This is a genomic window from Pseudomonas grimontii (assembly GCF_007858185.1).
GTDB classification, from domain to species: domain Bacteria; phylum Pseudomonadota; class Gammaproteobacteria; order Pseudomonadales; family Pseudomonadaceae; genus Aquipseudomonas; species Aquipseudomonas grimontii.
This window is the reverse complement of sequence record NZ_VFES01000018.1, coordinates 1-21,140: the sequence shown is the minus strand read 5'-3', so window position 1 is coordinate 21,140 and position 21,140 is coordinate 1. Positions and strand designations below refer to the sequence as shown.

Annotated in this window: 18 protein-coding genes and 2 pseudogenes; 9 read left to right on the top strand and 11 right to left on the bottom strand. The window is 60.3% G+C overall.

Annotated features, from left to right (window positions below):
- The first annotated feature begins 2 nt into the window (after positions 1-2).
- Positions 3-1,184 (top strand): acetyl-CoA C-acetyltransferase, encoded by a 1,182-nt coding sequence (locus FIV39_RS24580; RefSeq protein ID WP_090402173.1) that lies wholly within the window; start codon positions 3-5, stop codon positions 1,182-1,184.
- Between the two features lie 94 nt (positions 1,185-1,278).
- On the opposite strand, the gene FIV39_RS24575 is transcribed toward FIV39_RS24580, so the two are convergent.
- Entirely contained in the window at positions 1,279-1,701 is a 423-nt protein-coding gene (locus FIV39_RS24575; RefSeq protein ID WP_090402171.1) for a PaaI family thioesterase, read from the bottom strand.
- A 116-nt stretch (positions 1,702-1,817) separates the two neighbouring features.
- On the opposite strand from FIV39_RS24575, the pseudogene FIV39_RS33600 reads away from it, so the two are divergent.
- A pseudogene (locus tag FIV39_RS33600) lies at positions 1,818-1,943 on the top strand (DUF4349 domain-containing protein); the annotation flags it as partial.
- On the opposite strand, the gene FIV39_RS24570 reads toward FIV39_RS33600, so the two are convergent.
- A complete protein-coding gene (locus tag FIV39_RS24570; RefSeq protein ID WP_090402169.1) occupies positions 1,944-3,029 on the bottom strand; it encodes a DUF1615 domain-containing protein in 1,086 nt (361 codons plus the stop codon).
- 63 nt (positions 3,030-3,092) lie between these two features.
- Here FIV39_RS24570 and FIV39_RS24565 point away from each other — a divergent pair.
- The 3 genes and pseudogenes from FIV39_RS24565 to FIV39_RS24555 all read left to right on the top strand — a co-directional run.
- Positions 3,093-3,200: pseudogene (locus FIV39_RS24565) on the top strand (LysE family translocator); the annotation flags it as partial.
- 212 nt (positions 3,201-3,412) lie between these two features.
- The gene (locus FIV39_RS24560; RefSeq protein ID WP_146371638.1) at positions 3,413-8,206 is read left to right on the top strand and encodes an RHS repeat-associated core domain-containing protein; all 4,794 of its coding nucleotides are present in this window, start codon (positions 3,413-3,415) and stop codon (positions 8,204-8,206) included.
- Between the two features lies 1 nt (position 8,207).
- Positions 8,208-8,567 carry a hypothetical protein gene (locus FIV39_RS24555; protein WP_090402167.1) on the top strand — a complete coding sequence of 120 codons (360 nt, stop codon included), beginning with the start codon at positions 8,208-8,210 and terminating at the stop codon, positions 8,565-8,567.
- Positions 8,568-8,781: 214 nt separating this feature from the next.
- Here FIV39_RS24555 and hemB read toward each other — a convergent pair whose 3' ends face one another.
- The 3 genes from hemB to FIV39_RS24540 all read right to left on the bottom strand — a co-directional run bounded on the left by hemB (position 8,782) and on the right by FIV39_RS24540 (position 11,419).
- Entirely contained in the window at positions 8,782-9,756 is a 975-nt protein-coding gene (gene hemB, locus FIV39_RS24550) for a porphobilinogen synthase (protein WP_090402165.1), read from the bottom strand.
- Between the two features lie 118 nt (positions 9,757-9,874).
- Positions 9,875-10,717: a PhzF family phenazine biosynthesis protein gene (locus tag FIV39_RS24545; RefSeq protein WP_090402163.1), complete on the bottom strand. Its 843-nt coding sequence runs from the start codon at positions 10,715-10,717 to the stop codon at positions 9,875-9,877.
- A 3-nt stretch (positions 10,718-10,720) separates the two neighbouring features.
- Positions 10,721-11,419: a glutathione S-transferase N-terminal domain-containing protein gene (locus FIV39_RS24540; protein ID WP_090402161.1), complete on the bottom strand. Its 699-nt coding sequence runs from the start codon at positions 11,417-11,419 to the stop codon at positions 10,721-10,723.
- Positions 11,420-11,677: 258 nt separating this feature from the next.
- Between FIV39_RS24540 and FIV39_RS24535 the strand changes: the two genes are divergently transcribed.
- Positions 11,678-12,379 carry a histidine phosphatase family protein gene (locus FIV39_RS24535; protein ID WP_090402159.1) on the top strand — a complete coding sequence of 234 codons (702 nt, stop codon included), beginning with the start codon at positions 11,678-11,680 and terminating at the stop codon, positions 12,377-12,379.
- A gap of 44 nt (positions 12,380-12,423) precedes the next feature.
- A complete protein-coding gene (locus tag FIV39_RS24530; protein ID WP_090402157.1) occupies positions 12,424-13,479 on the top strand; it encodes a permease in 1,056 nt (351 codons plus the stop codon).
- Here FIV39_RS24530 and mnmH read toward each other — a convergent pair.
- From mnmH to FIV39_RS24510, 4 genes are all read right to left on the bottom strand, one after another.
- Positions 13,469-14,569: a tRNA 2-selenouridine(34) synthase MnmH gene (gene mnmH / locus FIV39_RS24525; RefSeq protein WP_090402155.1), complete on the bottom strand. Its 1,101-nt coding sequence runs from the start codon at positions 14,567-14,569 to the stop codon at positions 13,469-13,471. The two genes, FIV39_RS24530 and mnmH, sit on opposite strands and share 11 nt — an antisense overlap.
- Positions 14,569-15,603 (bottom strand): selenide, water dikinase SelD, encoded by a 1,035-nt coding sequence (gene selD / locus FIV39_RS24520; protein ID WP_090402153.1) that lies wholly within the window; start codon positions 15,601-15,603, stop codon positions 14,569-14,571. Before selD ends, mnmH begins: the two co-directional genes overlap by 1 nt.
- A gap of 94 nt (positions 15,604-15,697) precedes the next feature.
- Entirely contained in the window at positions 15,698-16,447 is a 750-nt protein-coding gene (locus tag FIV39_RS24515) for a TerC family protein (protein ID WP_065926954.1), read from the bottom strand.
- A 28-nt stretch (positions 16,448-16,475) separates the two neighbouring features.
- Positions 16,476-16,727 (bottom strand): hypothetical protein, encoded by a 252-nt coding sequence (locus tag FIV39_RS24510; RefSeq protein ID WP_027603160.1) that lies wholly within the window; start codon positions 16,725-16,727, stop codon positions 16,476-16,478.
- A gap of 134 nt (positions 16,728-16,861) precedes the next feature.
- Here FIV39_RS24510 and nhaR point away from each other — a divergent pair, with 134 nt between their 5' ends.
- Complete coding sequence (gene nhaR, locus FIV39_RS24505) at positions 16,862-17,764, top strand: transcriptional activator NhaR (protein ID WP_090402152.1); 903 nt, start codon at positions 16,862-16,864, stop codon at positions 17,762-17,764.
- 4 nt (positions 17,765-17,768) lie between these two features.
- On the opposite strand, the gene FIV39_RS24500 is transcribed toward nhaR, so the two are convergent.
- On the bottom strand, positions 17,769-18,926 hold the full coding sequence (locus tag FIV39_RS24500) for an MFS transporter (protein ID WP_090402150.1): 1,158 nt from the start codon (positions 18,924-18,926) through the stop codon (positions 17,769-17,771).
- Positions 18,927-19,158: 232 nt separating this feature from the next.
- Here FIV39_RS24500 and sstT point away from each other — a divergent pair, with 232 nt between their 5' ends.
- Positions 19,159-20,379: a serine/threonine transporter SstT gene (gene sstT, locus FIV39_RS24495; protein WP_090402148.1), complete on the top strand. Its 1,221-nt coding sequence runs from the start codon at positions 19,159-19,161 to the stop codon at positions 20,377-20,379.
- 64 nt (positions 20,380-20,443) lie between these two features.
- Here the strand turns inward: sstT and FIV39_RS24490 are convergent, their stop codons facing one another.
- Positions 20,444-20,953, bottom strand: a complete 510-nt coding sequence (locus FIV39_RS24490; RefSeq protein WP_090402146.1) for a DUF1993 domain-containing protein — start codon at positions 20,951-20,953, stop codon at positions 20,444-20,446.
- Positions 20,954-21,140: the final 187 nt, after the last annotated feature.

The window sequence follows — 21,140 nt, the reverse complement described above, 5'->3', positions numbered from 1 at the left end:
CCATGCAAGACGTCGTGATTGTTGCTGCTACCCGCACCGCCGTGGGCAGCTTTCAAGGTTCGCTGGCAAGCATTCCGGCACCGGAGCTGGGCGCCGCCGTGATCCGTCGCCTGCTGGAGCAGACCGGCCTGGACCCGGCCCAAGTAGATGAAGTCATCCTCGGCCAGGTACTCACTGCCGGCAGCGGCCAGAACCCCGCACGCCAAGCCTCGATCCTCGCCGGCCTGCCCCACGCCGTGCCGAGCCTGACCCTGAACAAGGTCTGCGGCTCAGGCCTGAAAGCCCTGCACCTGGGCGCCCAGGCCATCCGTTGCGGTGACGCCGAGGTCATCATCGCCGGCGGCATGGAGAACATGAGCCTGGCACCGTACGTACTGCCTGCTGCACGCACGGGTTTGCGCATGGGCCACGCCAAGATGATCGACAGCATGATCACTGACGGCCTGTGGGATGCGTTCAACGACTACCACATGGGCATCACCGCCGAGAACCTGGTGGACAAATACGGCATCAGCCGTGAAGCCCAGGATGCTTTCGCCGCTGCGTCCCAGCAAAAAGCCACTGCCGCCATCGAGGCCGGGCGTTTTGTCGATGAGATCACGCCGATCCTGATCCCCCAGCGCAAGGGCGACCCGGTTGCCTTCGCCGTGGATGAGCAGCCTCGCGCCGGTACCACCGCCGAGTCCCTGGCCAAGCTCAAGCCGGCGTTCAAGAAAGACGGTAGCGTCACCGCCGGCAACGCCTCCAGCCTCAATGACGGTGCCGCCGCGGTGCTGCTGATGAGTGCCGCCAAGGCCAAGGCCCTCGGCTTGCCGGTATTGGCGCGCATCGCCAGCTACGCCAACGCGGGCGTTGACCCGGCGATCATGGGCATCGGCCCGGTCTCGGCCACCCGCCGCTGCCTGGACAAAGCCGGTTGGAGCCTGGACGATCTGGACCTGATCGAAGCCAATGAAGCCTTTGCCGCGCAATCCCTGGCGGTAGCTAAAGAGCTGGAGTGGGATGCGGACAAGGTCAACGTCAACGGTGGTGCCATCGCCATCGGCCACCCGATCGGCGCGTCAGGCTGCCGCGTGCTGGTTACCCTGCTGCACGAAATGATCAAGCGCGATGCCAAGAAAGGCCTGGCGACACTGTGCATCGGTGGCGGCCAAGGCGTAGCCCTGGCCCTCGAACGCAGCTGATAAAAGAGCAACACCGAAAAGGCCCGGCTCCACGAAAAGCCAGGCCTTTTCTTTACGCGGTTTCCCTGAAAATACAGCACCCCACATTAGATCTTCATTGCCTGTCAGATTGAGGCACGGCAAACACCGCGTTCGCCCGCGCCACCACCTTCTCCCCCACCTGCAGGCTCACCGTGGCAAACGCCATTTGCCGCCCTCGCTTGTGATGTTCCAAGCGCACGGTAATCCACTCCCCCACCTGCACCGCCCCCAGGTAATCCACGGTCATGCTCGCTGTAATCAACGGCAACGGCGGCTCACTGGAAAACGCCATGGCATAGCCCATGCCGACATCCGCCAGGGTCGCCAACACCCCACCGTGCACAGTCCCACGCCCATTGGCATGACGATTGTCGGCGCGCAGGCCGATCTCCAGTTGCAGGCCGTCACCTCGGCAATACGCCGGGCCGAGCAAATCCAGCAACGGGCTGCTGCGTGGCAGCGGGACAAAACCTTCGGGCACAGCGTGAGCAATCATGGCGAGTCTTCCTTGGGGTCGGATTTGAGATGTACGCCACATGCCCAACGGCAGCCATCACCATCAGCCCTGCAAATCTTGCACGATGCTTTGCGTTAATTCGCCGAACCCGCTTTATGGTGGACGGCACCGCAGACGCCCTGGCACGCGCCAGCTATGTGCTGCCGTTCATGATCCTGGCGTTTCCGGTAGTGTGGTTGTGGGTGTGGCTGTGGCGCAAATTTGTCAGGCGCCATAGCTGATCAGCGCTTCATGCAACGTTGGTACCGCTCATCCACGCGCTTGGCAAACCACGCCGTGGTCAGGTTGCGGGTGATCTTCGGGCTTTTGAGCACGATGCCCGGCAGGATCGCGCGCGGCATCGGCTTGCCGGCGGCCTGGTCGGCCAGGGCAAACACGCGCTTGTAGAGGGTGGTATCTTCAAAATCCAGCTGTTCGCCCTGTTCCAGCTGGCTGCGGATGCTGGGGTTGCGCATGTCCAGCTTCGCGCCCAATGAGCGCACCGCCAGTTCGGTGGTGCCGGGCAACAATGAGCCGTAGCGAATCAAATCCCCATCCAGCGCCAACTCAGTGCCCGACACGCGGCTGACCGCCGCCTGGAACGCCGCATTACGGCTGGCGTACCAACCCGCATTGAAGTCGGCAAAGCGGTACAGCGGCTGGTCATAGCTCACCGGATAACCGAGCAAATGGGCGATACCGAAGTACATGCCGCCCCGCCGGGTGAAGACTTCCCGACGAATCGTGCCATCCACCGTGTAGGGATAGCCTCGCGCCTGTTTCTGCGCGAAGTCGATACTGACTTGCATGGGGCCTGCGGTGTGCACCGGGTTGAAGCCGCCAAACAGCGTGTTGCCCAAGGGCACCATGCTGATGAAGTCATCGAAGATGCCACTCAGGTCCTTCTCCGTGCGCGCGGCATTCAAGCGCTCGGCATAGGACTTGCCGGTGGGCGAGCGCAGTTGCAGGGCGCTGCGCACCACAAAGGCCGGCACATGCACCTTGCCGGCACGGCGCAGGATTTCATCCTGGGCGATCTTGCCCATGCCGGGCACGGGCGGGTCGACCTGATAGGTGGATTCCTGCTCGGTCACCGCCAATACGGCACAGATATTCTCGGTACTGGGGTAGATCTTCTGAGTGTCAAAAGCGGTATAGATGTCCTGGGCCCAGCCGTCGCGGTCTGCGACTTTAGCCGGAAGCAGGCGCACGATCTGCGCCTTCACCTCGGCTTCGCTGCGCTCTGGTTGCTGCGGGCCGCGTGACGTGGAGCAGCCGGCCAGCACCAGCAAAGTAGTGAGGCACAAGATCAGGCGGCTTGGGTACATAAGGCTTCCTTGGATAACGACGGGCCGGGGCATTGCTGATATCGACAGGTAAGTCTAACCGGGTTTCGCCGCGCGGTGATCGAATCGCCACGGGTGCAGAACTGGCTGCGCCGCAGTTTTGCGGCGGTGTTTGTGGGGCTGGGGCTGAACCTGGCATTTGCGCAGCGTTGAAGGCTTTTGATACGCAGCCAAAAAGGGACGATAGCCCCTGAAAGATCCCACGTAACGGCAAGATAAGCTCTACAGCCCCAGCCTGAAAACCGCTGCAAAGTCCCTCGCCTGAATACACAGTGCAAGGGATTGCAGATGGTTGTTTTCGTTAAGGCCCTGGTTGAAGGGGCTGCGTCTTGAACCCGGCCATTGGCAGGCTGGCCCTGACCCCGATGGATGTGAAGACGGTCGACGTTGAAAGCGTCTTCCGTGACTTTCGCGAATGCCTGAATACGTTCGATGACTGGGCACATAGCTTCTGGAGCTTCTCGGCGCTGGATGTCGAACAGGTCTTCAAGGTTGGCGATGAGGTCGCGCTGGTCGCGCCGATCAATCGCTCAGTCATCCCCAGCAGCACCGTCGCCACGTGCCCGGCCAATGGCACCCTGACGCTGGTGCATATGTTCCAGAGCACGCGGTCCGTGCCCATCGGCAACACGCCGGTGATGCTGCAGCGCGTCGATCCCAATGGCGGACCGTTGGGCGAGCCGATCCACAAGACCATCGGCCCCAGCGGCATCCTCGAAATCACCGAGTGTGATCGCAACCAGCAGTACCGAATCAGCTTCTACCCCAACGTTTCCAAGGATCACGTCAAGGCGCTGTATGCGTCTTATCAGTCGGTGATCTCGGGGTTGGAGGCTCGCCTGCGTGAAGAGTGGGCCGGCACTTTCCAGGATCAGTGGAAAGACTATGCCGAAGCCAAGCCCCTCGATCGGCGCCGAATGCTGGAAGCAGCGTTTGTCAGCGGCCTTGGAAAAGCCCTCTTCAATTTGTGGGACAACGTTACGCAGCTGTATGACCTGTTGGCGGATCTCAAGCCCAACAGCGAGAAGCTGTTGGCCTACCTCTCCCAGGCCGAACTCGATGAACTGTTGAAGTTCGGCAAAGACACGATTGCCAACGGTTTGCTGGTGCTCAGCGATGAGCCGCTGCTGTTTATCTACGTGTCGGCGATGGTCAGTTGGATGCGCATGCTGCCGCCGCAGGAGATGAATGAACTGTGGGGGGAGATCACTGGCGAGGTGCTGATCAATCTGCTGTTGATTCGTGTGTTGGGTGCGATGGGGGTGGCGGCGCGGCTGGGGGCTCAAGTGCTGAGCGCTATCAAATCCAAGCGCGCGCGAGAGTTGTTGGAGTTGTTGGCCAAGCAGCTTGTAGAGCCTGGGTTGGAGTCGCATGTCGAGGCGGTGAAGCCTTTGCTGCTCAGTGGCCCGGCGACAGCGATCAAGACTGTACCGGTTGCGCCGTTGAAGGCTGGGGAGCATGTGGTTTCGAACCCGGTGCCGGCGGTTCGTAACAAGACACAGAAGACGGTGTTGGTCAGGCAGGAGCCTGTCGATGATATGCCTGTTTCGGGGAAGAACCTGAATGGGGATGCGGCGGCCCCTTCGGATAAGACGGTCACCAACGGCTGCCCGGTGTCGATGGTTACCGGGGAGGAGTTGCTCACTCTCACCGATGGCACGTTGGATGGGATCTTGCCGTTTGAGTGGACCCGGTTGTATCGCACCAGTGCGGTGGAAGTGGATGGCGGGTTGGGGTTTGGCTGGAGTCATTCGCTGGCGCATCGGCTGGTGGTGTCGGGCGATTCCGTCGTGTGGACGGACCATGAGAATCGCATGACTTCGTTCCCGATGCCGACTGTTGCTCGGCCTGCAATCACCAACAGCTTGGCCGAAGCAGCGATCTATTTGGGCGCATCGCCAGATGAATTAGTGCTGGCCCAGGCATCGCGGTTTTATCACTTTCGCGACGGTGTGCTGGTCTCGATCAGTGATGCGTACGACAACCGGCTGCGGATTTCTCGGGATTTTCTGGGGCGCATCGAGCGGCTGGATAACGGTGCGGGTTGTGCGCTGCTCTTGCGCTATGCGTCGGGTCGCATCGTGGCGGTGGACTACCAGGTGCAGCGGGCCGAAGGCCGTGGTCCGTATGCCTGGATTACTGAGCAGACCGTCGTTTCCTACACCTATGACGATGCGGGCCGACTGGTCTCGGCGACCAATGCGGTAGGTGAAAGCGAGGTTTATCGCTACGACGAGCAGCACGTGATTCTTGAACGTGGGCTGGCCGGTGGGGCGAGTTTCTTTTGGGAATGGGAACGGGCTGGCAAGGCCGCGCGGCGTGTGCGGCATTGGGCCAGTTTTTCGCAGATGGATACGCGGTATGCCTGGGGGGACGACGGCCGCGTCACGGTGCACAACGCCGATGGCAGACAGGAAGTGTATGTCCATGACGACCGGGCGCGACTGGTGCAGCGGATTGATCCGGACGGTGCGCAGCACTTCAAATCCTATGACGACAAGGGTCGGCTGACGGTTGAGCAGGATCCTCTGGGCGCCGTGACGGCGTATCAGTACGACGAAGCCGGACGGTTGGTGGCGTTGTTTCCGGGGGATGATGAGCCGACGTCCTACGAGCATGACAACGGGTTCGTACGGGTTGTAAGGCGGGGTCTGGCGGTCTGGAAGTACGAGCGTAATGACCAGGGCGATGTCATTCGAAAGATTGATCCCGACGGCCATGTTACGGATTACAGCTACGACAAATACGGGCAACTGGTCGGGGTTTGGTACCCCGATCACAGTTGTCAGCGGCTGGTGTGGAATGAACGCGGTCAGCTCATTGAGGAGCAACTGCCCAACGGCGGGATAAAGCGTTATCGCTACGACGATCTGGGTCGCCAGATTGCCCGCGAGGATGAACATGGCGCGCTGACCCAGTATCAGTGGGACGGCATCGGTCGGTTAATTCGTGTCGTTTTACCAGGCGGTGCGTGTCGGGAATACAGCTACAACCCCTACGGAAAAATCACCGCCGAGCGCGATGAATTGGGGCGCGTCACCCGCTACGAATATGCCGACGGTTTGCACCTGATCAGCCGGCGCATCAACGCCGATGGCACCCAGGTCACCTACCGCTACGACAACGTGCGGTTATTGCTGACCGAGATCGAAAACGAGGTTGGCGAGACCTACCGACTTGCCTACCGCCCCAATGGTCTGATCCAGCAGGAAGTCGGGTTTGATGGGCAGCGTACGGCTTATGCCTACGACCTCAACGGCAATCTGCGGGAAAAGACCGAATACGGCGACGATGGCAGTCAGCTCGTTACTCGTTATGAGCGAGACCATGCCGGCCGTCTCGTCAGAAAAACCCTGCCCGACGGCAATAAGGTCGATTACGCCTACGACCGCCAAGGCAACCTCCTCAGCGTCGACGACGGCCACTGGGCGCTGGCCTACGAATACGATAGCCAAAACCGCCTCACCGCCGAACACCAAGGCTGGGGCAGCTTGCGCTACGGCTACGACGCCTGCGGCCAGCTTCAACACCTGCGCCTGCCCGATAACAACCGGCTGGTCTTTAATCATGCGAAAGGCGGCCACCTCGCCACCGTAGAGTTAAACGGCGCACCGCTGACCTCTCATTTGTTCAAAGCCGGCCAAGAACACCAACGCCAACAAGGCCACCTCCTCAGCCACTACCACTACGACGACCAGCACCGCCTGCATGCCCACGCGATCACCCAGCAACAAGACCATCTCTACCAACGTCAATACAACTACGACAAAACCGGCAACCTCACCCGCCTGCTCGACACCCGCAAAGGCGAACACCACTACCACTACGACCCACTAGGCCGCCTCACCCGCGCCGACCACTCCCAAGACCTGCAGGAACGCTTCGGCCACACCCCCGCCGGCAACCTGCTCATGCACGACCGCCCCGGCCCCGACATCGTCGCCGGCAACCGCCTGATGATCCAGGGTGACCGTCACTACGACTATGACGCCTTCGGCAACCTGATCCGCGAACGCCGTGGCAAAGGCCATCAACTCATTACCGAATACCGCTACGACTGCCAACACCGTCTGATCGGCATTACGCAGCCCAATGGCCAAACCGCCAGCTATCGCTACGACCCGTTTGGGCGGCGCATCAGCAAAACCGTGGACGGCATCACGACGGAGTTTTTCTGGCAAGGCGACAAGCTGATTGCCGAACACCATGCGGACCGCCATCGCAGCTATCTCTACGAACCGGATAGCTTTCGTCCGTTAGCCTTATTGGAAGGCTTCGGTCCAAAAGATACCAAGCCCTACCACTACCAACTCGACCACCTCGGCACGCCCCAGGAGCTGACCGCCCCCGACGGCGAAATCATGTGGTCCGCCCACTACCGCGCCTACGGCCAGATCAGCCGACTCGACAAAGGCAAAATCGACAACCCGCTACGGTTTCAGGGTCAGTACTTTGATCAGGAAAGCGGGCTGCACTACAACCGTCATCGCTACTACAATCCGGATATTGGCTGCTACCTGACACCCGACCCAGTGAAGTTGACGGGAGGGATCAACGCGTACCAGTACGTGCCCAATCCAACGGGATGGGTGGATCCGTTAGGCTTGAGCACATGTCCAGGTGGGGATGGATGTAAGCCAAGCACGAGCGTTCCGACGGCCACGGAAAGTGTCAATCATGGAGAACCCGCTTTACCGCAACTGACACGTGTGGAGCGACAGGCAAGAATTGATGAGCTTGCAGAGGCAAACGCCCACAGACGTTTGAGTGAGATTGAGCAGGCATTCCCAAGGGCACACTTTTTAGAGAAACATGGGGCGCAGACAACTCTTCAATCCCAACTTGAAAGGGTACAGACAGGCAAAAACCCAACCACCGGAGTAATTGAGAGATACGCTGGAGGCACTATGAGCGGGCAGCCAAAGATACCTAGTGCGGCTACTCGATACCTTAGTCATAGGGACCAACTCAACGCCATCTATCGTGCCAAGTTAATATTCAGACGGACCAACCTCGCAACATCTCGCGAGCCCACGGACATGGGAAAAACAATCGGAGAGGGCTATAAAAAAGACACACTTGAATATGGAACACAAAGAAAAGCAACAGTAATACTAGATACAGACGGAAACCCAATCACCGCCTATACGGACTACTAACATGAAATATCAACCTAAACTTTCAATCCTCCGCAGCCTATTATTCACCTACAACATCGAAAACCTTGACGACTCCGAAAGAGAGATCTTCATTGCATCAAAAAACATAAATGATGACAAAGAACTCATCGAGTTACTTGACAAACTTACCAAACCTGAATTCATAAAATACAAGAGAGATGAAAGAGAATGGCACATCAACACCCTCCAACACTTCTTAAATACAGACGAAAACTTCGAGTCCGTATTTTATCTTTTTGACACTTACTTCAATGACGAAATAACTGACAAAAGGCAATTTATGAAAGTCCTGCTTGATTGCCTTGGCAAATACAACGCAGAAGCTATCAACAACGAATAAAACCAACAATAAAGCTAGAAAAAATATATAAAATTCAGACCAGCGATTGAAAAGAATTTTCTTCGTCCAAACACACAATTCAATCTTCACAGATTGCAGTTAGTCAGGGAGATGAAGTATTTAAGGTAGATCGTGGGGGTGGGGCTGCTACGCAGCCCAACGCGAGCAAGCTCGCTCGCCACAAGTGTTCGCTCACCAAGGGTTTACGCTGCCCTTAGATCCCAGCCAACGCCAAGTCCATCGCGAAGTAGGTAAAGATCAAATCCGCACCCGCGCGCTTGATCGAGCCCAAGGTTTCACGCACGACCCGATCCTCATCAATCGCCCCCGCCTGGGCGCCGAATTTGATCATCGCGTATTCGCCGCTGACTTGGTACGCCGCCACCGGCAGGCGCGAGGCTTCGCGGATGTCGCGGATGATGTCGAGGTAGGCACCGGCCGGCTTGACCATCAGTGCGTCCGCGCCTTCCTGTTCGTCCAGCAGCGATTCGCGCACGGCTTCGCGGCGGTTCATCGGGTTCATCTGGTAGCTTTTGCGATCGCCCTTGAGCGCGCTGCCGCCAGCTTCGCGGAATGGGCCGTAGAGGGCCGAGGCGAATTTGGTCGAGTAGGCCATGATCGGGATATGGGTGAAGCCGGCGTCATCCAACGCGCGGCGGATGGCCTGGACCTGACCGTCCATGGCGGCCGAGGGGGCGATCACGTCGGCACCGGCGCGGGCGGCGGCAACGGCTTGCTTGCCGAGGTTGACCAGGGTCGCGTCGTTGTCGACGTGGGCACCGTGTATCACGCCGCAGTGGCCGTGGTCGGTGTATTCGCAGAAGCAAGTGTCGGACATCACGATCATCTCCGGCACCGCGTCCTTGATGATCGAGGACATGCGCGAGACCAGGCCGCGCTCTTTCCAGGTGTCACTGCCGTTGGCGTCCAGGTGGTGGGACACGCCGAAGGTCATCACCGACTTGATACCGGCGCGGGCATAGCGCTCGATCTCAGCCGCCAGCTTCTTTTCCGGGATGCGTCGAACGCCAGGCATGCTGGTGATCGGCACAAAGTCGTCGATTTCTTCTTCGACGAAAATCGGCAGCACCAGGTCGTTGAGGGTGAACTCGGTTTCCTGGAACAAGCCACGCAGCTCCGGGGAGCGGCGCAGGCGACGGGGGCGGGCTTGGGGGAACTGGCTGGTCATGGCTGTCCTGAAAAAGTGGCTGGAAATCTTTGGGGCGAAAGCTTATGCCCCAAGGCCCCGGCAGTACAAACGCCAAGGGGCCAACAGTGTATTGCGGGGGCGGTAATAATTTATTGATCTAGAGCTGTAGACGCCCTTCGATGCACACCGCGACGACGCCACCGATCCAGATTTCATCGCCCTGGCGTTCGACGCGAATACGCCCCGCACGCCCCATGGCCGTGCCCTGGCTGACCACGTAGCACTCAGGCGCGAGCCCTTCGCTGAGCAGCCATTGCGCAACGCCGGCATTCAGGCTGCCGGTGGCCGGGTCTTCCTGGGCTCCGTCACCTGCGACAAAGGCACGCACCTCAAACTGCGCATCCACGTCGTCGTCAGCCGGGTTGCAAGGTGCAATCACGCCGACGGCCAGTCCCTGCAGTTGCGAATAGTCCGGCTGTAAAGCCAGGACTTGATCACGCTCAGCCAACATCACCGCGAGCCACCCCGCGCCATTGTCGACCCACTGACTGCGCACGATGGCCCCCGGCGCCAGGCCCAATCCCAGGCGAACACGCTCCAACAACGTGGAGTCCACAGCGCCGGAGCGCATCAACGGCGGCGCAATAAACGCCAGTTCATCGCCTTGACGACGGATACGCACCAGGCCGATTTCACACTCCTGGATAATCTCGTCGCCTTTGGGCATGCCTCCAGCCTTGAGCCACGCATGGCAACTGCCCAGCGTCGGATGCCCGGCGAACGGCAACTCCTGCAAGGTCGTAAAGATCCTCACCCGGTAGTCAGCCCGAGGATCGCGCGGTGTCAGCAAAAACGTGGTTTCACTGAGGTTTGTCCACTTGGCGAAGTCGGCCATCTGCTGGTCGCCGAGGCTGTCGGCCCCCAGGACGACGGCCAGCGGGTTGCCCTTGAGCGACACGCTGCTGAATACATCCAGTTGTTTAAAATCGAAAGTCGGCATACGTCAGCTCGGAATACTCAGGCCACGGATGACCGCCGGCCGGGCGACAAAGCCGTCCAGCGCGCGCAGTACGTTAGGGAAGTCGGCAATGCCGACCAGATCGCCCGATTCATAGAAACCGATCAGGTTGCGAATCCAGGGGAAGGTGGCGATGTCGGCGATGCTGTAGTCATCACCCATGATCCAGGTGCGGCCGAGCAGGCGCTTTTCCAGCACCTCCAGCAAGCGCCGGGATTCGGCGGCATAACGGTCGCGGGGGCGCTTGTCTTCGTAGGCCTTGCCGGCAAATTTGTTGAAGAACCCCAGCTGGCCAAACATAGGCCCGATACCGCCCATCTGGAACATCAGCCATTGAATCGTTTCATAACGTGTCGCCGGATCTTCGGAGAGCAACTGGCTGGTTTTTTCTGCCAGGTAGATCAGGATCGCGCCGGACTCGAACAGCGCCAGCGGCTGGCCGGCCGGGCCGTCGGGGTCGATGATCGCGGGGATTTTGTTGTTGGGATTCAGGGACAGGAACTCGGGAGAAAACTGGTCCTGGGTCTCGAAACTGACCTTGTGCGCCTCATAAGGCAGGCCCAGCTCTTCAAGCATGATCGAGACTTTTACCCCGTTGGGCGTGGGCAACGAGTACAGTTGCAGGCGCTCAGGGTGCTGGGCGGGCCACTTACTGTTGATCGGGAACGCGGCGAGTGGGTTCATCAGGAAATCCCTGGCTAGGCAGAAAGTCCCCATCATAGTCATCTGCCCGGTGTCCTGCATGGGTCATCAATGCGCAACATCAGCGGGCTATTATCCCGCGTGGGCGAACCAATACGCCCGCGCGCACTCTTAAGTGCGCTCAAACGGTGAATGGAGGCGCCTCGCTATACCCGACACGGAACACCGCAGGACGCCTCCAGGCGTCACTGGGGCCAGGCTTGTCCGCCTTAACGTGACGCACGAAGACTCGAACCTATAATGAAGATCAAGCCTCTGCGCCTTGTGCAACGACTCAAACGCTACTCATACATCATGTTGCCACTGCTGCTGGTGAGCGGCGCCATGGTTGCCGCCCTTGATGCCCGTGAAAGCCGCGCCCAACCGGTGGATGGCGTGCAAACCCTGGTATTCCTGCGCCACGCCGAAAAACCTGCCGGCGGCCTGGGCCAGCTCAATTGCCAAGGTTTGAACCGCGCAATGAACCTGGCCACCCTGCTGCCGGAAAAATTCGGCAAGGCCAACTTCGTGTTCGCCGCCAACCCGACGCGCAATGTCGAGGAAGGCGAACTGGACAACTCCTACAGTTATATTCGCCCGTTAATGACCATCAGCCCCAGCGCCATCAAGCTGGGCCTGCCGGTGAACATCAAGTTCTCGGCCAATGACACCAGCGACCTGGCCGACGAGCTGGTGGAAGACAAGTACCACAATGCCACCATCTACACCGCCTGGTCCCACGGCTACCTGCCGGAGCTGATCAACAAGGTGGCGAGTGAAGCCTCCGGCGAAAAACACACGATTACCGACGACTGGTCCGGCAGCGACTACGACACGTTGTACGTGCTGACGCTGACCTGGCATAACGGCAAAGCCTCGCTGCTTAGCCGCAACTACAAGCAGGGCTTGAACGACGGTGAGGAATCCTGCCCGCAACCGACGCAGGTGAGTGCCGACAGCTGAGAGCGTATGATGCGTCGCAATTGACTCATCAGCGGATCCTCACCATGCCTAACCTCTCCTCCACCCAGCCCGTCCGGGGCTGGTCGTTCTGGTGGAAACCTGCACTATTCCTATTGGTAGCCTGCGTAGGCCTCTACTACGTGAAGTGGTCGCCCTACTACTTCAAGGCGTTTGTCGCCGCTGATAACCACAGCATCGGCGCCTCGATCCTCAACGATCAACAAAGCTCACCCCTGGCAGCGGCGCTGGCCTACGCCCAGGTGTATTTCCTGGCGATCTGGAAAGCCGCCGTGCTGGCGGTGATCCTCGGCTCGTTGCTGCAAGTGCTGATCCCCCGCGACTGGTTGCTGCGCCTGTTTGGCCGTGCCGGCCTGGGCTCGACCTTGCGCGGAGGGCTGTTCGCCCTGCCGGGGATGATGTGCAGTTGCTGCGCGGCCCCTGTCGCGGCGGGCATGCGCCGCCAGCAGGTGTCGGTGGGCGCGGCGCTGGCCTTTTGGATTGCCAACCCGGTGCTGAACCCGGCGACGCTGGTGTTCATGGGCTTTGTACTAGGCTGGGGCTTTACCGCGTTGAGGCTGGTGGCGGGCATTGTGCTGGTGGTGGGTGTGTCACTGGTGGCACAGCGCATCGCGCGGCCGGAGCAGGTGCCGGAAGTCGCGCTGGACGCGGTGGCCGAGGCCAGCCAGGTCGACGCGCAACCTTTCCTCAGTCGGTGGCTGCGTACCCTGTGGCAGCTGTTCTGGAGCACGATACCGATCTATATCCTGGCGGTGCTGGTGCTAGGCGCCGCGCGGGTCTGGCTGTTCCCCCATGTGGACGGCGCCATGACCAACAGCCTGGTGTGGCTGGTGCCGCTGGCGATTGTCGGCACACTGTTTGTGATTCCTACAGCGGCAGAGATCCCCATCGTACAAACCATGATGACCCTGGGCATGGGCACCGGCCCGGCAGTGGCCCTGCTGATGACCCTGCCCAGCGTGAGCCTGCCGTCGCTATTGATGCTGCGCAAGGATTTCGATGCGCGGGTCCTGGTGACGGTGGCCGGGCTGACCATGCTGGTAGGCGTGGTGTGTGGGTTGATCGGCGCGTTTATCCTCTAAGGGCGCGCTCGCGCAGATAGGCCGTGACGGCGCCCTGCTCTCCCGCAAACTCGATCCGTGCGCCTTTGCTTTCACGCTGGAAGGCGTACATCGGGTCGTAATATTCGCGCAACAGCCCTTCAATCCAGGCGCGATGCAGGTCCACGGCGCCGCTGCGCAGCTGTTCCGCCAGGGCATCCTGCATGATCGCCTGCAACCGCTGGAAGCGCTCGCCGCCCAGGCGCTTGTGGATATTGGCCAGGCTCTGGGTCAGGCGCTCGGCAAACAACGCCTGGCCCTGCTCACCAAACACCGCGATGAACTCCGCGCACAGGTCAACGACGTAGTCGCGCAGGATGCGCTCGACGCGGCCTTCGACGCTGTCTTCCAGCCACACCATCGGAAAGGTCTGCATGCCCTTGTGCAACGGCAACGGCAGCGCGCAGCTGCCGATCATGCGGCTTTCATCCTCGACCACGAACTGCTCGATGCCAGCCGCGCGTTTTTTCAGCAGGTCCACCGCCAGGCGGTTTTCGAAATCGATGTTGGAGGGTTGCGCCGTGGCGCGCTTGCCGAAGCTGGAACCGCGGTGGTTGGCATGGCCTTCCAGGTCCAGGGCGTTGCGCAACTGGCCCAGGACCTCGGTCTTGCCGGTGCCGGTCATGCCGCCCAGCAGCACGAAATCACAGTGGGCTGCCGCCTGATCAAGGGTATCCAGCAGGAAGGTACGCATGGCCTTGTAGCCACCGCCGACCCGTGGATACTCGATACCGGCTTCGGTTTTCAACCATTGCTGCACGATCTGCGAGCGCAGCCCACCACGGAAGCAGTACAAGAAACCGTCAGGATTGGCCTGGGCAAACCGTGCCCATTGTTCGATACGGTCGGTCTTGATCGCCCCCGACACCAGCTCATGCCCCAGCACAATGGCGGCTTGCTGGCCCTGCTGCTTGTAGCAGGTGCCGACGCGTTGCCGCTCGTCATCGGTCATCAGCGGCAGATTGATCACGCCTGGGAACGCGCCCTTGGCGAATTCGACCGGCGCGCGGGTATCCATCATCGGCCGGTCGTTGAGGAAAATGTCGCGGTAATCGGTGATGTCAGTTGCCATCAAAACACCTCTACCGCGTGGGTCTGTCGCTCAACCAATTGGCCGATCGGCTCAAGGCTCAAGCCCAATTCAGCCGCCGTCGCGTGGAACTCGGCGTCGCCTTCAGGGGTGACCGCGATCAGCAGGCCGCCACTGGTCTGCGGGTCGCACAGCACGCGCTTGTGCAGCTCCTGCAGGCGCCCGAGTTTGCTTGAGTAGCTGTCGAAGTTACGCAAGGTGCCGCCAGGCATGCAGCCCTGGTCCAGGTAGTCCTCGATCCCCTGCAGGCGTGGGACTTTGTCGTATTCGATGCGTGCGGTCACAGCGCTGCCGTCCGCCATTTCCACCAAGTGGCCCAACAGACCGAAACCGGTGACATCCGTCATTGCCGTCACACCGGCCAGCTTGCCGAAACGGCTGCCGGGCTTGTTCAGGGTGCACATCCAGTCACGGGCCAGGCCGATATCCGCTTCACGCAACTTGCCCTTCTTTTCGGCGGTGGTGAGGATGCCGATGCCCAACGGTTTGGTCAGATACAGGCGGCAGCCGACGGTGGCGGTGTCGTTGCGCTTCATATGGCGTTTTTGCACGATGCCGGTGACGGCCAGGCCGAAGATCGGCTCGGGGGCGTCGATGGAGTGCCCACCCGCCAGGGGAATGCCGGCTTCGTCGCACACCGAGCGGCCGCCGCGGATCACTTCACGGGCGATCTCCGGCGCCAGCACGTTCACCGGCCAGCCAAGAATGGCGATGGCCATCAACGGGTCGCCGCCCATGGCGTAGATGTCACTGATTGCGTTGGTGGCGGCGATGCGGCCGAAGTCGAAGGGGTCATCGACAATCGGCATGAAAAAGTCAGTGGTGGAGACCACGCCGCGCTCGTCGTCGATGGCGTACACCGCCGCGTCATCGCGAGAGGCGTTGCCCACCCACAAGTTGGGGTCGAGGTTCTGCGCGCCGCTGCCAGCCAGGATCACTTCCAGCACCTGGGGCGAAATCTTGCAGCCACAACCCGCGCCATGGCTGTACTGAGTAAGGCGAATCGGCTCGTTCATGGTGGACCTCAAGCTATCAAGTGGGCGGATTCTAGCAGACAGCAAAAGGCCGGCTGGGCTCTTGTGAGCACAGCCGGCCTTTGGGGTTGCAGCGTTACTGCCGGGCAGCGAGCAGACGCTTGTGGCGGTTGCGCCGAGCGATGTTCAGGCACTCGATGGCCGCCGAGAAGGCCATGGCCGCGTAGACGTAGCCTTTAGGCACATGGGCACCGAAGCCTTCGGCGATCAGCGTCATGCCGATCATGATCAGGAAGCCCAGGGCCAGCATCACCACGGTCGGGTTGTCGTTGATGAACTTGGCCAACGGCTCGGCCGCCACCAGCATCACAATCACCGAGGTCACCACGGCAATGATCATGATCGGCAAGTGCTCGGTCATGCCCACCGCCGTAATGATGCTGTCGATGGAGAACACCAGGTCGAGCAAGAGGATCTGCCCGATGGCCGCAGCAAAGCCGATGGCCACGACATTACCGGTGCTGGTCTTCTCTTCAGGCTCCGGGTCCATGCTGTGATGGATCTCGGTGGTGGCCTTCCAGACCAGGAACAGGCCACCGGCGATCAGGATCATGTCCTTCCACGAGAATGCCTGGCCGAGCACTTCGAACACCGGGGTAGTCAATTGCACGATAAACGCAATGGTGCTCAACAGGCCCAGGCGCAACACCAACGCCATGCTGATACCGATGCGCCGCGCCTTGGCCCGGTGCTTCTCGGGCAATTTGTTGGTGAGGATCGAGATAAAGATCAGGTTATCGATGCCCAGCACGATTTCCATCACGATCAAGGTGGCCAGGGCGATCCAGGCGGTGGGGCTGGCGGCCAGTTGTAAAAGGTAATCCATAGGTCAGTCCTGACGTTGTACTGGGAGATTAGGTTTCTTTGGTGTTCGATTCAGACTCGTTTTCTTCCTGATCGTCCTTTTTTTGTGGATTGATCAGGCCGTTTGTCGCTTCACTCAATGCCTGCTCGGCAGCCTTCTGGGTGTCATCGATGGCTTGCTTGGCCGACTCGGTGGCCTTGCCCATGACCTGTTGCGCGCTTTTTTCGACCTGATCGCAACCGCTGATCATCACCAATGAAAGCGCAAGCAACGATGCCGCGCCCAGGGAATTGAGTTTCATGATGTCTTCCTCGTTAGAACCATTGGGTCCAAATAGTGGCCCCGCGATAGCGAGGCATTCTATGCAGGCAAACAGTTCAGGAAAATTCGTATTTTTCTCGCATATACTTCGGTTTTTACGAAGTGATAGCCATCATGCTTAATTACCGACAGTTGCATTACTTCTGGGTGGTGGCCAAGACCGGCAGCATCGTGCGCGCCTGCGAGCAGCTGAACCTCACGCCCCAGACCATCAGCGGGCAGATCAGCCTGCTGGAGCAAACCTATGGGATTGCGCTGTTTCAACGGGTAGGCCGCCAGCTTGAACTCACCGAGGCCGGGCGCCAGGCCCTGCCCTATGCCGAACAGATGTTCCAGACCGGCAATGAACTGGAGGCAATGCTGCGCGCGCAGCCCAATGAGCAACAGATTGTGTTCCGCGTCGGGGTGGCGGATGTGGTGCCCAAGTCCATCGTGTACCGGTTGATCGCGCCGACCATGGAATTGAGCGAGCCACTGCGCATCACCTGCCGTGAAGATAAACTGGAGCGTTTATTGGCCGATCTGGCGATCCAGCGTCTGGACCTGGTGATCTCCGACAGCCCCATGCCCTCTCACCTGGACATCAAGGGCTACAGCCAGAAACTGGGGGAATGTGGCATCAGTTTTTTCGCCACCCAGACATTGGCTGACAGGTATGCCGGTGATTTCCCACAGTGCCTGCATGGCGCCCCCCTATTGATTCCCGGCGCGGAAACCGTGGTACGCAGCCGCTTGCAGCGTTGGTTTGCCGAGCAGCAGATCCAACCCAGGATCATCGGCGAGTTCGATGACAGCGCCTTGATGCAGGCGTTTGGTCAATCCGGCAGCGGGATTTTCATCGCACCCAGCGTGATCGCCGATGAGGTGGTGCGCCAGTACGGCGTGGCGTTGATTGGCCAGACCGATGCCGTCACCGAGTCGTTCTACGCGATTTCGGTGGAGCGCAAGGTCAAGCACCCCGGCATCGTGGCGATTACCGAAGGTGCACGGCGAGAGTTGTTTACCGCCCTGCCCTGAGCGTTCAGGCGTTGGACGCGACCGCTTGCTTGGCGGTCATCAGCCACAGCGCCAGCAGGATCGACACCAGGATAAACCCGGAAGCGGCAAAGCCCAGGCTGCCCAGGCCGAGGGTGTCGATCACATGCCCGCCGACCATCGCCCCCAGGCCGATCCCCAGGTTGGCCCCGGCGATATTCAACGACGCCGCGAACGCCGGCGCATGGGGTGCGGCCTTCATCAACCGCACATGGCTGACCAGGAACATCGCCGCCTGGGTCACGCCCCACACCGCCATCGCCGCCGCCAGGCCGATCGTGGAGTGAATCGCCGGTACCAGCGCGACCATGCCGGCGATCATGAAACCGCAGAACACCATGGAGGCGATCAGCGGGTGACGGTCCACCGCACGCCCGCCCAAGGCGTTGCCAATCAGCCCGACCGCGCCAAAGCCCATCAGGCACCAACCCACCAGTGTGCCGTCGAAACCGGCCAGACGCTCAAGGATGTCCGCCAGGTAGGTATAAGCCGTGAACATGCCGCTGAACACCAGGATCGACAGCAGGATATGGCCCTGCATCAGCGGGTTGCGCAGGATCTTGAATTGCGAGCGCAACGACACCTGGTCGTTCTTCGGCTGGGTCACCGGCAGGTAGATAAACAGCAGCAAGGCCTTGGCCAGCGCGACCACGGCGAGGATCGCAAACGCGGAACGCCAGCCGAACATATCGGAAATCAGCGTGCCTACCGGAATCCCGAACACCGTGGCGCAGACGATGCCGAAGCCGATCTTCTCGATGGCGCGTCCGGCGTATTCGGGGCCGACAATATCCACCGCCGTTTCACTCGCCAGGGCCCAGAACACTGGCAGGCCCAGGGCCGGGATCAAGCGCGCCAACGCCATCACCCAGATATTCGGCGCCAATGCGGCCACGGTATTGGCCACGCCGAACAGGATCAGGATGCTGATAAACAGACGCTTTCGTGGGAAACGGGCGCAGTACGCCGTCAGAAACGGACCAAAGGCCGCCACGGTAAACGCGAACAAGGTCACCAGCAGCCCGGCCTGGGACACGCTGACGTTGAGGTCCCGGGCGATGGACGGCAACAGGCCGACGATAACGAATTCTGTGGTCAGCACGGTAAAGCCGGCGGCCGACAGCAGCAGGATGGGAAACAACATGAAAACTCCAGAAACGACGACATCAACGACAGCCCGAAGGGCCCGCTGACGGATAGGAAAGGTGAGAGGGATGAATCTTAACAGAGTATGTCCGGCTTTTGCGAAGCCCCGGCGACCCAATGCCGCAGCAAGCGGGACAGGTCCAGCAGCATGCTAGACTTCGCGACCTGCTTCCTACAGCCCTTTCCGCCTGCATTGCTGCGCCCTTAAAAAAACTAGAGACAACCTTTATATGACTGCTGCCCCTTCTCTTTTCCAACGACTGGCTCGTATCAGCTTGGTCACGCAAATCGTCATCGGCTTGATCGCCGGCATCCTGCTGGCCTTGCTGTTGCCCGAGGCGGCCAAGGCCACCGGGTTTATCGGCAAGGTATTTGTTACCGCGCTCAAGGCCGTGGCGCCGATCCTGGTGTTTGTGCTGGTGATGGCGTCGATCGCCAACCATAAACACGGCCAGGAAACCCATATCCGGCCGATTCTGTTCCTGTATTTGCTGGGTACCTTTGCGGCTGCCGTGGTGGCGGTGATTGCCAGCATGTGGTTTCCCTCATCGCTGGTGCTTGCCACCCACGACGCAACCGTGAGCGCCCCCGGCGGCATCGGCGAGGTTCTGCAAAGCCTGCTGTTGAGCGTGGTGGACAACCCCGTCAGCGCGTTGATAAACGCCAACTTCATCGGCATCCTGGCCTGGGCCATCGGCATGGGCATTGCCATTCGCCATGCCAGCGCAACCACCCGCACGGTGCTCGATGACCTGTCCAACGGTGTGACCTTGATCGTGCGCGTGGTGATCCGCTTCGCCCCGCTGGGTATCTTCGGCCTGGTGGCTTCGACACTGGCCACCTCGGGCTTCGGCGCCCTGCTCGGCTACGCCCACCTGCTGGTGGTGCTGATCGGCTGCATGCTGTTCGTGGCACTGGTGGTCAACCCGGCCATCGTGTTCTGGAAACTGCGTCGCAACCCCTACCCGTTGGTGTTGATGTGCCTGCGCGAAAGCGGCATCACCGCGTTTTTCACCCGCAGCTCGGCAGCGAATATCCCCGTGAACCTGGCCTTGAGCAAACGCCTGGGCCTGCATGAAGACACCTACTCGGTGTCGATTCCACTGGGTGCCACGATCAACATGGCCGGTGCTGCGATCACCATCACCGTGCTGACCCTGGCGGCCGTGCACACCCTCGGCATTGCCGTGGACCTGCCGACCGCCGTGCTGCTCAGCGTGGTCGCGGCGGTCTGTGCCTGTGGCGCGTCGGGTGTGGCCGGTGGCTCGCTGCTGCTGATTCCCCTGGCGTGCAGCCTGTTCGGTATTCCCAGCGAGATCGCCATGCAGGTCGTGGCCGTAGGCTTCATCATCGGTGTGCTGCAGGATTCGGCGGAAACCGCGCTCAATTCATCCACCGATGTGCTGTTTACAGCAGCCGCCTGTCTGGGCAAGGAAGAGCAGCCGGCTTAAACGCCAGGCGTAAAAAAGCCCGGGGCGGTTCATGCTTGAACCACCCCGGGCTTTTTTTGGGTGCTTAGAAAGCGCCCATGTAGTCACGCTTGCCCACTTCCACACCGTTATGACGCAACAAGGCGTACGCGGTGGTGACGTGGAAGAAGAACTGCGGCAGGCCGTAGGTCAACAGGTAGGACTGGCCGCTGAAGCGCTTCTCTTTCGGCGTGCCTGGGCGAGTGATGATCTCGATGCCTTCCTTGCCGTCGATCTGTTCCGGCTTGATGGTGTCGACAAACGCCAGCACCTTGGCAATCAGTGCTTGCAGGTCGGCGAAGGTCACTTCGGTGTCTTCGTATTTCGGCACTTCGATCTCGGCCAGGCGCGCGGAAACGCCCTTGGCGAAGTCGACAGCGATCTGCACCTGGCGTACCAGTTGGAACATGTCCGGGAACAGCCGCGCTTGCAGCAAGGCGTTAGGGTCGATGTTCTTGGCCGTGGCGTGGGCTTCGGCTTTGTTCAGCACATCGCTCAGGGCGGTGAGCATTTGCTTGAAGACCGGGATGGAAGCAGCGTACAGGGAAATAGTCATGGCAGTCTCATGGGTAATGGCAGGGTTGGAACCAGCGGCGATTATAGACACGCCAGGCGCTTAATGCCGGTCAGTTAAGGAGGAACCCTGTAACTGTGGCGAGCGGGCTTGCCCCGCGCTGGGCTGCGAAGCAGCCCCAAAGCACAGCTCCGGACCTGCCTGGCACACTGCAGCGCTCTTATTGGGG

Excerpts from the sequence above, each read along its gene's own strand:
- FIV39_RS24535 (WP_090402159.1), top strand. The coding sequence starts at position 11,678 with ATGAAGATCAAGCCTCTGCGCCTTGTGCAACGACTCAAACGCTACTCA.
- nhaR (WP_090402152.1), top strand. The coding sequence starts at position 16,862 with ATGCTTAATTACCGACAGTTGCATTACTTCTGGGTGGTGGCCAAGACC.
- FIV39_RS24560 (WP_146371638.1), top strand. The coding sequence starts at position 3,413 with ATGGATGTGAAGACGGTCGACGTTGAAAGCGTCTTCCGTGACTTTCGC.
- FIV39_RS24570 (WP_090402169.1), bottom strand. The coding sequence starts at position 3,029 with ATGTACCCAAGCCGCCTGATCTTGTGCCTCACTACTTTGCTGGTGCTG.
- FIV39_RS24510 (WP_027603160.1), bottom strand. The coding sequence starts at position 16,727 with ATGAAACTCAATTCCCTGGGCGCGGCATCGTTGCTTGCGCTTTCATTG.
- FIV39_RS24545 (WP_090402163.1), bottom strand. The coding sequence starts at position 10,717 with ATGCCGACTTTCGATTTTAAACAACTGGATGTATTCAGCAGCGTGTCG.
- sstT (WP_090402148.1), top strand. The coding sequence starts at position 19,159 with ATGACTGCTGCCCCTTCTCTTTTCCAACGACTGGCTCGTATCAGCTTG.
- FIV39_RS24515 (WP_065926954.1), bottom strand. The coding sequence starts at position 16,447 with ATGGATTACCTTTTACAACTGGCCGCCAGCCCCACCGCCTGGATCGCC.
- FIV39_RS24540 (WP_090402161.1), bottom strand. The coding sequence starts at position 11,419 with ATGAACCCACTCGCCGCGTTCCCGATCAACAGTAAGTGGCCCGCCCAG.
- FIV39_RS24500 (WP_090402150.1), bottom strand. The coding sequence starts at position 18,926 with ATGTTGTTTCCCATCCTGCTGCTGTCGGCCGCCGGCTTTACCGTGCTG.
- FIV39_RS24530 (WP_090402157.1), top strand. The coding sequence starts at position 12,424 with ATGCCTAACCTCTCCTCCACCCAGCCCGTCCGGGGCTGGTCGTTCTGG.
- FIV39_RS24555 (WP_090402167.1), top strand. The coding sequence starts at position 8,208 with ATGAAATATCAACCTAAACTTTCAATCCTCCGCAGCCTATTATTCACC.
- hemB (WP_090402165.1), bottom strand. The coding sequence starts at position 9,756 with ATGACCAGCCAGTTCCCCCAAGCCCGCCCCCGTCGCCTGCGCCGCTCC.
- FIV39_RS24490 (WP_090402146.1), bottom strand. The coding sequence starts at position 20,953 with ATGACTATTTCCCTGTACGCTGCTTCCATCCCGGTCTTCAAGCAAATG.
- selD (WP_090402153.1), bottom strand. The coding sequence starts at position 15,603 with ATGAACGAGCCGATTCGCCTTACTCAGTACAGCCATGGCGCGGGTTGT.
- mnmH (WP_090402155.1), bottom strand. The coding sequence starts at position 14,569 with ATGGCAACTGACATCACCGATTACCGCGACATTTTCCTCAACGACCGG.
- FIV39_RS24580 (WP_090402173.1), top strand. The coding sequence starts at position 3 with ATGCAAGACGTCGTGATTGTTGCTGCTACCCGCACCGCCGTGGGCAGC.
- FIV39_RS24575 (WP_090402171.1), bottom strand. The coding sequence starts at position 1,701 with ATGATTGCTCACGCTGTGCCCGAAGGTTTTGTCCCGCTGCCACGCAGC.